This is a genomic window from Nocardioides turkmenicus (genome assembly GCF_011045035.1).
GTDB lineage: Bacteria > Actinomycetota > Actinomycetes > Propionibacteriales > Nocardioidaceae > Nocardioides > Nocardioides turkmenicus.
This window is the reverse complement of the sequence record NZ_JAALAA010000003.1, coordinates 260,202-273,427: the sequence shown is the minus strand read 5'-3', so window position 1 is coordinate 273,427 and position 13,226 is coordinate 260,202. Positions and strand designations below refer to the sequence as shown.

At 68.7% G+C, this 13,226-nt stretch carries 10 protein-coding genes; 6 read left to right on the top strand and 4 right to left on the bottom strand.

Features of this window, described 5'->3' with window-relative positions:
* The first annotated feature begins 66 nt into the window (after window positions 1-66).
* Together G5C66_RS05135 and G5C66_RS05130 are read left to right on the top strand one after the other, a co-directional pair.
* The gene (locus G5C66_RS05135; protein WP_165109877.1) at window positions 67-1,035 is read left to right on the top strand and encodes a zinc-binding dehydrogenase; all 969 of its coding nucleotides are present in this window, start codon (window positions 67-69) and stop codon (window positions 1,033-1,035) included.
* Window positions 1,036-1,222: 187 nt separating this feature from the next.
* The gene (locus G5C66_RS05130) at window positions 1,223-2,764 is read left to right on the top strand and encodes an MDR family MFS transporter (RefSeq protein WP_165109876.1); all 1,542 of its coding nucleotides are present in this window, start codon (window positions 1,223-1,225) and stop codon (window positions 2,762-2,764) included.
* Between the two features lie 69 nt (window positions 2,765-2,833).
* Here the strand turns inward: G5C66_RS05130 and G5C66_RS05125 are convergent, their stop codons facing one another.
* A complete protein-coding gene (locus G5C66_RS05125) occupies window positions 2,834-3,469 on the bottom strand; it encodes a TetR family transcriptional regulator (protein ID WP_165109875.1) in 636 nt (211 codons plus the stop codon).
* A 146-nt stretch (window positions 3,470-3,615) separates the two neighbouring features.
* On the opposite strand from G5C66_RS05125, the gene G5C66_RS05120 reads away from it, so the two are divergent.
* From G5C66_RS05120 to G5C66_RS05110, 3 genes are read left to right on the top strand one after another with little or no spacing between them, the layout of a single operon-like run.
* Window positions 3,616-4,734, top strand: coding sequence for a flavin reductase family protein (locus tag G5C66_RS05120; RefSeq protein ID WP_165109874.1), 1,119 nt, complete (start codon window positions 3,616-3,618; stop codon window positions 4,732-4,734).
* A 23-nt stretch (window positions 4,735-4,757) separates the two neighbouring features.
* Window positions 4,758-5,882, top strand: coding sequence for a fatty acid desaturase family protein (locus G5C66_RS05115; RefSeq protein WP_165109873.1), 1,125 nt, complete (start codon window positions 4,758-4,760; stop codon window positions 5,880-5,882).
* Window positions 5,883-5,908: 26 nt separating this feature from the next.
* A complete protein-coding gene (locus G5C66_RS05110; protein WP_165109872.1) occupies window positions 5,909-6,112 on the top strand; it encodes a hypothetical protein in 204 nt (67 codons plus the stop codon).
* A 110-nt stretch (window positions 6,113-6,222) separates the two neighbouring features.
* On the opposite strand, the gene G5C66_RS05105 is transcribed toward G5C66_RS05110, so the two are convergent.
* Window positions 6,223-6,399, bottom strand: coding sequence for a DUF6104 family protein (locus G5C66_RS05105; protein ID WP_008362094.1), 177 nt, complete (start codon window positions 6,397-6,399; stop codon window positions 6,223-6,225).
* A gap of 12 nt (window positions 6,400-6,411) precedes the next feature.
* Complete coding sequence (locus G5C66_RS05100) at window positions 6,412-7,113, bottom strand: WHG domain-containing protein (protein ID WP_206443731.1); 702 nt, start codon at window positions 7,111-7,113, stop codon at window positions 6,412-6,414.
* Between the two features lie 85 nt (window positions 7,114-7,198).
* On the opposite strand from G5C66_RS05100, the gene G5C66_RS05095 reads away from it, so the two are divergent.
* Entirely contained in the window at window positions 7,199-9,370 is a 2,172-nt protein-coding gene (locus G5C66_RS05095; RefSeq protein WP_165109870.1) for an MMPL family transporter, read from the top strand.
* Window positions 9,371-9,429: 59 nt separating this feature from the next.
* Here G5C66_RS05095 and G5C66_RS05090 read toward each other — a convergent pair whose 3' ends face one another.
* Window positions 9,430-13,176, bottom strand: coding sequence for a multifunctional oxoglutarate decarboxylase/oxoglutarate dehydrogenase thiamine pyrophosphate-binding subunit/dihydrolipoyllysine-residue succinyltransferase subunit (locus G5C66_RS05090; RefSeq protein ID WP_165109869.1), 3,747 nt, complete (start codon window positions 13,174-13,176; stop codon window positions 9,430-9,432).
* Window positions 13,177-13,226: the final 50 nt, after the last annotated feature.

Genomic DNA, 13,226 nt, shown 5'->3' with positions numbered 1-13,226 from the left:
TGACGGGCCGACTCGGCCTTCGGATCGGTCAAGATGAGCCGGGTCGAGGTTCGGTAGGGTCGGGCCATGTTCGCTGCGTACGCCGAGAAGTTCTCATCCGACGACCCGATCTCCGGCCTCGTGCTGGGGGAGCGGCCCGAGCCGGTAGCGCCCGACGGGTGGACGACGGTCACCGTCAAGGCCGCCTCGCTCAACCACCACGACCTGTGGTCGCTGCAGGGCGTCGGGCTCAAGGCCGAGGCGCTGCCGATGATCCTCGGCTGCGACGCGGCCGGGCTCGACGAGGACGGCAACGAGGTCGTGGTGCACTCGGTGATCTCCTCGCCCGACTGGACCGGTGACGAGACCCTCGACCCGAAGCGGTCGCTGCTCTCCGAGCGTCACCAGGGCACCTTCGCCGAGAAGGTGACCGTTCCGCGCCGCAACGTGGTCGCGAAGCCGTCCGGGATGTCGTTCGAGGAGGCCGCGTGCCTGCCGACGGCGTGGCTGACGGCCTACCGGATGCTGTTCACCCAGGGCGGGCTCAAGGCCGGCGACTCGGTGCTCGTACAGGGCGCCGGCGGGGGAGTGGCGACCGCGGCCATCACGCTCGCGCGGGCAGCCGGGCTGAAGGTCTACGCCACCTCGCGCGACGAGGCGAAGCAGAAGCGGGCCCTTGAGCTGGGTGCCCACGAGGCCTTCGCGTCCGGCGAGCGGCTGCCGGTCAAGGTCGACGCGGTGATCGAGACCGTCGGGCGGGCGACCTGGACCCACTCGGTGCGCTCGCTGCGTCCCGGCGGGGCGATCATCATCAGCGGCACCACCTCGGGGCCGAACCTCGACGACGCGCTGCTCACCAACATCTTCTTCCTGCAGCTGAAGGTGATCGGCTCGACGATGGGCACCCGCAACGAGCTGGCGAGCCTGGTCTCGCTGCTCGAGGCGACCGGCACCCGGCCGCTGATCGACCGGACCATGCCGTTGACCGAGGCCAAGGCCGGGTTCGAGGCGATGCATGCCGGTGACCTGTTCGGGAAGGTCGTCTTCACGCTCTGAGGCAGCGGAATGTGACGTACGGAATATCGTTCGACTCCCCGGGGTTCAACAAGGGACCATTGAGTGTCACTGCCGGGGGGCTCGAAAGGTTTCTCGTGGCGTGATGTCGAAATCGGCCTCGCCCGTTCGATCTATGTATGAGAGCGGGTGGCAACGGGCCCCTGCGTACGATCCCGAGGAACTCGTCATGACTGCTGCCGTCACAACATCGCATCGTCCACTCGACGGTGAGAAGCGGCGTACGCCTGCCGTCATCACCCTGCTCGTGCTCGCCACCTTCGTGGTGATCCTCAACGAGACGATCATGCTCAACGCGATCCCGAACCTGATGAACAGCTTCGGGGTCACCGAGCACGCCGCTCAGTGGGTCTCCACCGCGTTCATGCTGACCATGGCGTCGGTGATCCCGGTGACCGGCTGGTTCCTGCAGCGGGTGACGACCAGGACGGCGTACGCCACGGCGATGGGTGTCTTCATCGCCGGCACCGTCATCTCCGCGATCGCGCCGGTCTTCGGCATCCTGCTCGCCGGCCGGGTCATCCAGGCGGCCGGCACCGCGGTGATGATGCCGCTGCTGATGACCACCCTGATGACGGTCGTCGACGAGAGCGACCGGGGCCGGGTGATGGGCAACGTCACCATGGCGATCTCGGTCGCGCCGGCTCTCGGGCCGACCCTGTCCGGTCTGATCCTGGGCTTCGGGTCGTGGCGCCTGCTCTTCCTGCTGGTCCTGCCGATCGCCGTCGTCGTCGCCTGGTCCGGCCTGCAGCGTCTGGAGAACGTCAACGAGCCCGCCGAGTCCAGCGTGGACTGGGCCTCCGTCGTCATCGCCGCGCTCGGCTTCGGCTCGCTCGTCTACGGGCTGAGCCGGTTCGCCGAGGGCGAGGTCGGGCTTCCGCTGGTCATCGCGGCCGTCGGTGCGGTGCTGATCCTCGGGTTCGTGCTCCGTCAGCTCCGGCTGCAGCGCGTAGGGTCGCCGCTCCTGGACCTGCGCGCCTTCCTGCACTCCACCTTCACCAAGTCGCTCGTCCTGATGGCGATCGCATTCCTGGCGATGATGGGCTCGATGATCCTGCTGCCGCTCTACCTGCAGACCGTGCGCGGCCTCTCGCCGCTCTACACCGGCCTCCTGGTGATGCCGGGCGGTCTGGCCATGGGTCTCCTCGGGCCGACCGTCGGTCGGATCTTCGACACCTACGGTGGCCGCGTGCTCGTCATCCCGGGCGCCATCGGCATCGTCGCCGCGCTCGCCGGGCTCTCGCAGATCTCGCTGACCACGCCCTACTGGCTGGTGCTGGTGCTCCACCTGGTCCTGATGGTCAGCCTGGCTGCCGCCTTCACCCCGGTCTTCACGCTGGGCCTCGGGTCGCTGCCGTCACATCTCTACTCCCACGGCTCCTCGATCCTCGGCACGCTGCAGCAGGTCGCGGCCGCCTTCGGCACCGCGCTGGCGGTGACCGTGATGTCCGTACGCAGCGACCAGGTCGTCGACGAGGTCGGTGCCGTCGCGGCTCAGGTGAGCGGCCTGCAGGCTGCGTTCCTCGTCAGTGCCGGGCTGGCGCTGATCGTGGTCGCGATGGCCATCATGCTGCCGGCTCGGGCGGAGGGGCACGAGGAGTCCGCCGAGGAGCCTGCTGAGGCGCCCGCTGACGAGCCTGCTGCGGATCTCGATGTCGAGCTCGCCGAGCTGTGCGAGCACGGGCGTGAGGCTGCGGTCTGCGGCTGCTGAGAGTCGTATGTCGGTGTAGGCCCCGAAAATTTGTAGGGCCCGGCTAACCGGGTATCCCTACACCTACTTCTACGCCTCGGACCGCCACTGATACACCCCGATCAGCAGCATCCTCAGCTGCGTACGCACGGTCGCGACGATCTGCGCCTCCTGCTCGGGGCGGGTGGTGGAGAGGATCTGCTCGGCGGTCGCGACCAGAACGGTCACGAACAGCGACGAGAGCACGTGCAGGTCCTTGGCGGTCCAGGTGTCCGTCCCGGACATCAGCGCCAGGTCGGTGGCCAGCTCACGCTCGCAGAGCTCGATCTCATGCCGGATGGCCTCGCGCACCGAGCGCGGCCCGGCGACCCGCTCGCGGGCGATGAACCCGAAGTGGTCGCGGCGCCGGTGGACGTGGTCGACCAGGGCGTCGATCGAGCCGTCGACGATATCTTTGTCGGCCTGGGCGTTGCGGCGTACGTCGCGGAAGAGGTCGCGCAGCGAGTCGAAGGACTCCTCGACCAGCGCCAGCCCGAGCGACTCGATGGAGTCGAAGTGGCGATAGAACGCGGTCGGCACGATGCCGACCTGCTTGGCGACCTGGCGCAGCGAGAGTGCCGTCAGCGAGCTGTCGGTGGACAGCTCCAGGGTCGCGTCCAGGATCGCCCGCCGGGTCCGGAGCTTGCGCTCCGCACGGCTCTCCGGCTCCGCACCCGTCTCGATCACCAGACCATCCTAGGGGTAACGGCCGGAGAGGCGTGAAGTGCACACCTGTGCACCGTGATCTGGACCACGCGCGCCGCATCTTGACGCGTCCCGGCATGACCCGCCATCGTTGTCGGTGTACAGATGTTCACTGAAAGGCGAAATACATGGCACTCGACACTTCGACAAGCTCAGTACATCGCCTCGGCGGCCGGGTCCTCCGCTCCCGCACGGTTGCGGCGCTCGCCTCCCCGCACGGCATCGACCGCTATCTGACCCGGATCAACCCGATGCTGGCAGCGCACGAGGTGCGCGCCCGCATCACCGACATCCGCCCGGAGGTCAGCGCGCCCGGCGCGCCCCGGGTGGCGACCGTGACGCTCCAGCCCACCTCGACCTGGCGCGGCCACCGCGCCGGCCAGCACGTCAGCGTCGGCATCGACACGGGGGAGGGGCGGCGCACCACCCGCGTCTTCACCGTCTCCAACACCGAGGGCAAGCCCGGTGAGCCGCTCACCATCACGGTGCGTGCCCACGACGACGAGCACGCGACGCCCTACAGCATCTCCAAGTACCTGACCGAGCGCGCCACCGTCGGCACCCTGGTGCACCTTTCCCAGGCCGAGGGCGACTTCGTCCTTCCCGACCGTGTGCCCGAGCACATCGTCCTGATCTCCGGTGGCTCCGGCATCACCCCGGTGATGTCGATGCTGCGCTCCCTCCAGCGGCGTACGCACCGGGGCAAGGTCACCTTCCTGCACTGGTCGCCCAGCGCCGACCGCCAGATCTTCGCCGACGAGCTCGAGGAGATCCGTCACCAGGGCCACGGCGTCGACCTGCACATCCTGCACACCTCCGAGGGCGCGCCCTACCTGTCCCCGGCGCTGCTGGAGAAGCTGGTCCCGGGATATCGGGAGCTGCCGACCTGGGCCTGCGGGCCGGCCTCGCTCATCGAGGCGGCCCAGGCTGCGTACGAGGGTACGGAGTCGCTGAAGGTCGAGTACTTCAAGCCGCCCAAGACCGCCGGCGTGGCCGGGGGCGAGATGGAGTTCGCGCGCACCGGCAGGACCGTCACCAACGACGGTGCCACGATCCTCGACCAGGCCGAGGCCGCGGGGCTGACCCCCGAGTCCGGCTGCCGGATGGGGATCTGCTTCTCCTGCACCACCAACAAGAGCTCCGGACGGGTCCGCAACATCCTGACCGGCGAGACCTCCGAGCTCCCCGACGAACAGATCCGGATCTGCGTGAGCACGCCCGAGGGCGACTGCTCCGTGGACCTCTGACGATTCCTCCAAGGAGACACCCCATGACCACCGTTGAGAAGACCGGCAACCGCCGCCTCTCCGCCGAGGAGCTCGAAGCCTTCGGCAAGGAGATGGACGCCATCCGCCAGCGCATCGTCGCCGACCTGGGCGAGAAGGACGCGGCGTACATCTACGACATCGTCAAGAAGCAGCGCAACTTCGAGATCGCCGGTCGCGCGCTCATGTATCTGCCGGTCGTCGGCTGGCTGCCCGCCGTCGCCTGTCTGTCGATCTCCAAGATCCTCGACAACATGGAGATCGGGCACAACGTCATGCACGGCCAGTACGACTGGATGGGCGACCCCGACCTCAACTCGCGGATGTTCGAGTGGGACAACGTCTGTCCCTCCGACCAGTGGAAGTACTCGCACAACTACATCCACCACACCTTCACCAACATCCTCGGCAAGGACCGTGACATCGGCTACGGCATCCTGCGGATGGACGAGGACCAGAAGTGGCACCCCTACTACCTGGGCAACCCGCTGTACGCGTTCCTGCTCATGGTCTTCTTCGAGTGGGGCGTCGCCCTGCACGACCTCGAGGTCGAGAACCTCGTCGCGGGCAAGCGGAAGCTGTCCGACAACGCCGAGATGCACCGCGGCATCATGAAGAAGGTCAAGCGCCAGGCGCTGAAGGACTACGTCCTGTTCCCGCTGCTCTCCGGTCCGCTGGCCCCGTTGACGTTCCTCGGCAACGCCACCGCGAACCTGGTACGCAACATCTGGGCGTTCAACATCATCTTCTGCGGCCACTTCCCGGCCGGTGTGGCTTCCTTCTCGCAGGAGGAGTGCGAGGACGAGACCCAGGGTCACTGGTACTACCGCCAGCTCCTCGGCTCGGCCAACATCACCGGCGGCCGCATCTTCCACATCATGTCCGGGAACCTGTCGCACCAGATCGAGCACCATCTCTTCCCCGACCTGCCCGCGCGCCGCTACCCGGAGATCGCCGAGGAGGTCCGCGAGATCTGCGAGCGCTACGGCCTCGCCTACAACACCGGCCCGCTGCACCGGCAGCTGTGGGGCGTCTTCAAGAAGATCTGCCGGTACGCCCTGCCCGACCGCAAGCGCCCCGCCGCAGCGGGTGTCGAGGCCGCCCCCGCCCTCGAGGGAGTCGCGGCATGAGCCCTGACCAGCCACAATGGGTTGTCATGGAGCCCGAGCTGAGCAAGAACGAGATCCGCAAGGATGTCGCGCAGAGCGCCGTCGAGGTCACCGCGACCACCGTCGGCCAGGTCGCGGTCATCATCACCGGCGCCGTACGTGACGTCGCCGGTGCCATCGGTGGCCTCGCCACCGAGCTCTTCGAGCTCCGCGCCGCCGCGAAGCGAGCCGAGAGAGACCTCACCGAATAGGCACCCGCGTCGGCCGAGACGTCACCTAGGTCGGTCGAGTTGGCAATCGGATGTCAACTCGGCCGACCTGTTTGACGTATCGGCCTGCGTATGTGACGTCTCGGCGGGGGTCAGTCCTCGGGGTCGTCGAGGCGGGCCAGCCAGGTGGCGAGACGCTCGATCGCGGTCTCGTGCTCGGGGTGGACGTCGACGAAGGCCTGGAGCTGCTCGGCCAACCAGGCGAGGGTGACCTCCTCGTCGCCCCGGCGGGTGACGAGCTCCTCGATGCCGCGGTCGGTGAAGTACATGGGCTCAGTCTTTCACTCGCCGGCCCGACCGTGGCCAGCCAGGGGTGAGTCGGAGGCCGGGCCGCCGGAGAGGCCGCGTACGACCATGCCGAGCGTGGCGTTGATGAGCTGGTCGCGCTCGGGCACGGGGACGTGGCGGTAGGGGCCGTCGACGAAGAGGACCGACAGACCGTGGACGGTGGACCACGCGGCCGTCTCGGCGTTGCGACGGAGCTCGGGGGCGAGCCAGCCCGCGTCGACCAGGTCGTCGAGCGCGGTGGTGAGGAAGGCGTACGGCGGGGCTTCGGCGAGGATCTGGTCGAGCTCCACGGCCGGGTGCTCGTCGTCTGTGGCGGGACGGCAGAACGCGGTGCGGAACAGTCCTGGCTGAGCGAGAGCGAAGTGGACGTACCCCCGGCCGGCTGCCGTGAGTCGCTGCACCGCTGCCTCGGCCGGGTCGGGTGCGGGGGACTCCTCGGCGAGAAGCTCGAGGATCGTCGCCGTGAGCCGTTCCATCGCCTCGTGCTTGGCCGCGTCGAGCAGGTCGGACTGGTTGGCGAAGTGGCGGTAGGTGGCGGTCGGTGTCACGCCCACCGAGCGCGCCGCGGCGCGGATGGTCACCGCGTCCGGGCCGCCCTCCTCGGCGAGCGTCGCTGCCGCATCGACCAGTGCGTTGCGGAGGTCGCCGTGGTGGTAGGGGCGGGCACCCTCGCCCGAGCTCTCTGAGGATTTCACGAAATACATGTTGACACCTGCCCACATCGAAGGGAAAGTTAACACCTGCAAAGTTTACGCCTGTCCACATTCCTCTGGAGGAATCATGTTCCACCGACTCGGCACCCTTGTGGTGCGAAACCCGCGCCGGGTCCTGGTGATCGGCCTGATCGCCCTCCTCGGCGCGATCTACCTGGCCACCTCGGCGTTCGGCAAGCTCGACGACGCCGGCTTCGACGACCCTGCGTCGGAGAGCAGCCGCGCGGCCGTCGCGCTGGAGGAGGGCTTCGGCGACGGGGCCGGGTTCCTCCTCACGGTCAGCGCCGCCGACGGCGCGGTCACCGAGGGCGCTGCCGCGAAGGACGCCCGAGCCCTCGTCGACCGCCTCCGAGCCGACGACGACCTGACGGACGTCGTCTCCTACCTCGACGCGCCGGGACCCGGCATGGTCTCGGACGACGGCGCTCACGGGCTGATCTCGGTGGGCGCCAAGAACCCCGACAGCGTCGATGCGGCCGCCGTGATCGACCGCTACACCGACGACACCGCCTCCGATGGCGCCACGACCGTCCACGTAGGCGGCCAGCTCGCGACCTTCGAGGAGGTCGGCACCCAGATCGGCGCCGACCTCGGTCTCGCCGAGGCGATCGCGATCCCGCTGATGATCGCGCTGCTCGTCCTCGCCTTCGGCAACGTCGTCGCCGCGTTCGTGACGATCGGCGTGGGTGGGTTCGCCATCGCCGGCACCTTCGCGGAGCTCTCGGTGCTCGGCAGCTTCACCGACGTCTCGATCTATGCGCTCAACCTGACCACCGGCCTCGGGCTCGGCCTGGCCGTGGACTACGGCCTGCTGATGGTGGCGCGGGTCCGCGAGGAGCGAGCCGCCGGAGCGAGCCACGATGACGCTGTCGTACGGGCCGTGGAGACCGCTGGCCGGACCATCGTGTTCAGCGCCACCACGGTCGCCGTCTCGCTGGCCTCGCTGCTCGTCTTCCCGCTCTACTTCCTGCGCTCCTCGGCGTACGCGGGCATCGGGGTCATGGTGATCACCGCCGTCGTCGCGGTCGTGCTGCTTCCGGCGACGATCGTCCTACTGGGCGACCGGATCGACGCGCTCCGCATCCCCGGCGTGCGTGGGCTGCGTGGCGGCCCGGCTCCGTTCTGGACGCGCCTCGCCGGCTTCGTCACCAAGCGCCCCTGGGTCGCGCTCCCCGTGGTGGCCGTCCTGCTCGCGATGGCCACACCGCTGGCCGGCATCGAGTTCGGCACACCTGACGACCGGGTCCTCCCGACGTCAGCGGGCAGCCGCCAGGCCGGCGACCTGCTCCGTGAGGAGTTCGACGGCGACGGCACCAGTCCCATCCGCGTGGTGACCACCTCGACCGTCGCGGACGACAGCCTCGGCGCCTACGCCGCCGACCTCTCCCGGCTCGACGACGTCGACCGCGTCGACACCCGCGTGGGGACGTACGCCGACGGTGCCCTCGTCTCGGAGACACCGGCCGTTCCGCCCGGCGACGGCGCGGACGAGCTCGCTGTCGTCAACCAGCTCGACCGCCAGGCGGAGGAGGCGCGCGACCTGGTCCGTGACGTACGCGCGGTCCCGTCACCGGCCGGCACGACCGCCCTCGTCGGCGGGGGCGCCGCGGAGCTGCTGGACTCCCTCGACGCGATCGGCGCCAAGCTCCCGTACGCCGTCGGCGGGCTCGCGATCGCCATGGTGGTGATCCTGTTCCTGTTCACCGGCAGCCTGATCCAGCCGCTGCGGGCCCTGGTGCTCAACATCATCGGCCTCGGGGCGACCGTCGGAACGACCGTGGTGATCTTCCAGGAGGGCCTGGGGGCCGATCTCCTCGGCTTCACCGCCATGCCGCTCAACGTCTCGATGGTCGTGCTGCTGCTGGTGATCGCGTTCGGGCTGTCGATGGACTACGAGGTCTTCGTGCTCGGCCGGATCACCGAGATGCGCCGGCGTGGCCTGGGCAACGTCGAGGCGGTCGTCCAGGGCCTCGCCCACACCGGCAGGATCGTCACCACGGCGGCAGCGCTGATCGCGACCAGCTTCTTCGCCTTCATGGTCAGCGACGTCAGCTTCATGAAGTTCTTCGGGCTCGGCGTCGGGCTGGCGATCCTCATCGACGCGGTCCTGATCCGCGGCGTCCTTCTGCCGGCCGCCATGCGGATGCTCGGTGAGGCCGCCTGGTGGGCGCCGCGCCCGCTCCGCCGCCTGCACACGAAGGTCGGCCTGAGGGAGGAGCCGGTCCCCGTCCCGGTGTGACCGAAAAGGCAAGGCCGAGTCGGCGCGTCAGAACGCGCCGACTCGGCCTTGGTTGTGGATCAGGCGAAGGCGCGCTCGATGAGCTCCTTCTGCTCGACCGTGTGCCGCTTGATGGTGCCGACGGCGGTGGTCGAGGAGGCCGGGCGGGTGATCGGCTCGACCTCGCGGCCCAGCTCGGGGACCACGTTGAGGTAGTAGCTCGGCCACGGGCCCTGGTTGAAGGGCTCGTCCTGGACCCACTTGACCTTCGCGTTCGGGTACTTCGCGAGCTCGGCGGCGAGCTGCTCGGTCGGCCACGGGTAGAGCTGCTCGACGCGGACGATCGCGACGTCCTCGCGGCCCCGCTTCTTGCGCTCGACGACGAGGTCCCAGGTCAGGCGGCCGGAGACCACCATCACGGTGGAGACCTTCGAGGCGTCGGCCTCGGCGTCGCCGATGACCGGCTGGAACGAGCCCGAGGTGAAGTCGGCCGGCTGCGAGGCAGCCTCCTTGCGGCGCAGCATCGACTTCGGGGTGAAGACGATCAGCGGCCGGTGCTCGGCACCGAGGGTGTGCGTACGCAGCAGGTGGAAGTAGGACGCCGGGGTCGAAGGCTGAGCCACGACCATGGCCTCGTCGGCGCACAGGGTGAGGAACCGCTCGATGCGCGCCGAGGAGTGGTCGGCGCCCTGACCCTCGTAGCCGTGCGGCAGCAGCAGCACGACGCCGGAGTCCTGGCCCCACTTGGTCTTGCCGGCCGAGATGTACTCGTCGATCACCGACTGGGCGCCGTTGACGAAGTCACCGAACTGCGCCTCCCACATGACCAGCGCGTCGGGACGCGCGACCGAGTAGCCGTACTCGAAGCCGAGGGCGGCGTACTCGGAGAGGAGCGAGTCGTAGACGTAGAACTTCGCCTGGTCCTCGGTGAGGTTGTTGAGCGGGGTCCACTCGTCGGCGTTCTTGCGGTCGATGATGGTCGCGAAGCGCGAGGCGAAGGTGCCACGACGCGAGTCCTGACCGGCCAGACGTACCGGGCGCCCGTCGAGCAGGAGCGAGCCGAAGGCGAGGATCTCGCCGGTGCCCCAGTCGATGTTGCCCTCGGTGATCGCGGTCGCGCGACGCTGCAGCTGCGGCATCACCTTCGGGTGGACCGTGAAGCCCTCCGGCGGGGTGACGTACGCGTCCGCGATCCGCTTCAGCACATCGTTGGTGATCGCGGTGACGGTCTCGCCGGCAGGCTTCTCCGGGTAGTCCGGGACGGTCTCCCAGGCCTGCGGCATCTTGTCGGCCTCGCGCACCTCGGTGAAGACCTGCTCGAGGCGGGCCTGGTAGGCGGCCAGCACCTGCTCCGCCTCCTCGATCGTGATGTCACCACGACCGATCAGCGACTCGGTGTAGAGCTTGCGGACCGAGCGCTTCTGCTCGATCAGGTCGTACATCATCGGCTGGGTGAACGACGGGTCGTCGCCCTCGTTGTGACCGCGGCGGCGGTAGCAGATGAGGTCGATGACGACGTCCTTGTTGAACGCCTGGCGGTATTCGAAGGCGAGCCGCGCGACGCGCACGCAGGCCTCCGGGTCGTCGCCGTTCACGTGGAAGATCGGCGCCTGGACCATCCGCGCGACGTCAGTCGCGTAGAGCGAGGACCGCGAGGATCCCGGCGAGGTGGTGAAGCCGACCTGGTTGTTGATGACCAGGTGGACGGTGCCGCCGGTGCGGTAGCCACGCAGCTGCGACAGGTTGAGCGTCTCCGCGACCACACCCTGGCCGGCGAAGGCGGCGTCACCGTGGACGAGCAGCGGCAGGACCGGGAAGACCTGGCCTTGGTCGAGCACGTCCTGCTTGGCGCGGGCGATGCCCTCCAGGACCGGGTCGACGGTCTCCAGGTGGGACGGGTTGGCCGCGACGGAGACCTTGATCGTGTCGCCCAGGTCGGAGACGAACTCGCCCTCGGCACCGAGGTGGTACTTCACGTCGCCGGAGCCCTGGACCGTGCGCGGGTCGATGTTGCCCTCGAACTCGCGGAAGATCTGGTTGTAGGACTTGCCGACGATGTTGGCGAGCACGTTGAGACGACCACGGTGGGCCATCCCGATGGTGACCTCGTCCAGGCCGGCTTCGGCGGCGGCCTCGCAGACCTCGTCGATGACCGGGATGGCGGTCTCGCCGCCCTCGAGGGAGAAGCGCTTCTGGCCGACGAACTTCGTCTGCAGGAACGTCTCGAAGGCCTCGGCCTCGTTGAGCTTCGACAGGATCCGGAGCTGCTCCTGGCGCGGGGTCTTGTCGTAGGGCCGCTCGACGCGGTCCTGGATCCACCGGCGCTGCTCGGGGTCCTGGATGTGCATGTACTCGATGCCGGTGGTGCGGACGTAGGAGTCACGCAGGACACCGAGGATCTCGCGCAGCTTCATGAACGGCTTGCGGCCGCCGGCGAAGGAGCCGACCGGGAACTCGCGGTCGAGGTCCCACAGGGTCAGGCCGTGCGACTCGATCTGCAGGTCGGGGTGCGACCGCTGCTTGTATTCCAGCGGGTCGGTGTCGGCCATCATGTGACCACGCACGCGGTGGGCGTGGATGATCTCGCCGACCTTGACCTGCTTGGAGATCTGGTCGTCGTGGGTGGTGTCGATGTCCTGGTTCCAGCGGATCGGCTCGTAGGGGATCCGCAGCGACGCGAAGATCTCGTCGTAGAAGTCGTTCTCGCCGAGCAGGAGCTTGTGGACGGTGGCCAGGAACTCACCCGACTGCGCGCCCTGGATGACCCGGTGGTCGTACGTCGAGGTCATCGTCATGATCCGCGAGACCGCGTTCTGGGCGAGCTTCGAGGGCGAGGCGCCCTGGAACTCCGGCGGGTAGTCCATCGAGCCGACGCCGATGATGGCGGCCTGCCCCTGCATCAGCCGCGGCACCGAGTTGTTGGTGCCGATGCCGCCGACGTTGGTCAGGCTGACCGTGGTGCCGGAGTAGTCGGCCATGGACAGCTTGTTGTCCTTGGCCTTGCGGACGATGTCCTCGTAGGCCGTCCAGAAGCCGGCGAAGTCCATCAGCTCGCAGCCCTTGATGGAGGGCGCGACGAGCTGGCGGGTGCCGTCCTTCTTCTGCTGGTCGATGGCCAGGCCGAGGTTGATGTGCGGCGGGGTCACCATGGTCGGCTTGCCGTCGATCTCGGCGTAGGTGTTGTTCATCGCCGGCATCGCCTTGATCGCCTTGATGATGGCGTAGCCGATGAGGTGGGTGAAGGAGACCTTGCCGCCGCGGGCGCGCTTGAGGTGGTTGTTGATGACGGTGCGGTTGTCCCACAGCAGCTTGACCGGCATGTTGCGCACGGAGGTCGCGGTCGGCACCGAGAGCGACACGTCCATGTTCTTGGCGGTGGCGGCGGGGATGCCGCGCAGCGTGGTGTAGGTCGGCTCGTCGGTGACGGCGACGGCGGTCGGCTTCGGGGCGTCCTTGGGGGTGGGCGTCGCGGTGCCCTTGGCCGGCTCGGCGGCCTGCGCGTCCGGGCGCGGCTTGGCCTTGGGAGCCGGAGCGGCCTTGGCCGCCGGCGCTTCGGCCGATGCGGGGGTGGTCGGCGCGGGCGCGTTGGCCGGAGCGTTGGCCGGCGCGGTCGGGACCGGCGACTTGGCAGCGGGCGTGGCCGGGGCCGCGGCGCCGTTCGGCGACGCGCCAGGCTGTCCGTTGGTCTCGAAGAACTTCACCCACACGGGGTCAACACTGCTGGGATCCTTCGTGTACTGGTCGTACATCTCCTCGACCAGCCACTCGTTGGCGCCGAATTCCGCGGGGATGTCGGCAGTGTTGGGGGACGGGGTGCCTGAGGACACGGCTTGATTCGCCTCTTCCGAATTTTCGCACTGTAAGAAATGGGTTGCCC

Bases quoted from the DNA above. Each gene is read 5' to 3' on its own strand.
- G5C66_RS05110 (WP_165109872.1), top strand. From the start codon at position 5,909: ATGGAGCCCGAGCTGAGCAAGAACGAGATCCGCAAGGATGTCGCGCAG.
- G5C66_RS05130 (WP_165109876.1), top strand. From the start codon at position 1,223: ATGACTGCTGCCGTCACAACATCGCATCGTCCACTCGACGGTGAGAAG.
- G5C66_RS05120 (WP_165109874.1), top strand. From the start codon at position 3,616: ATGGCACTCGACACTTCGACAAGCTCAGTACATCGCCTCGGCGGCCGG.
- G5C66_RS05105 (WP_008362094.1), bottom strand. From the start codon at position 6,399: ATGTACTTCACCGACCGCGGCATCGAGGAGCTCGTCACCCGCCGGGGC.
- G5C66_RS05095 (WP_165109870.1), top strand. From the start codon at position 7,199: ATGTTCCACCGACTCGGCACCCTTGTGGTGCGAAACCCGCGCCGGGTC.
- G5C66_RS05135 (WP_165109877.1), top strand. From the start codon at position 67: ATGTTCGCTGCGTACGCCGAGAAGTTCTCATCCGACGACCCGATCTCC.
- G5C66_RS05115 (WP_165109873.1), top strand. From the start codon at position 4,758: ATGACCACCGTTGAGAAGACCGGCAACCGCCGCCTCTCCGCCGAGGAG.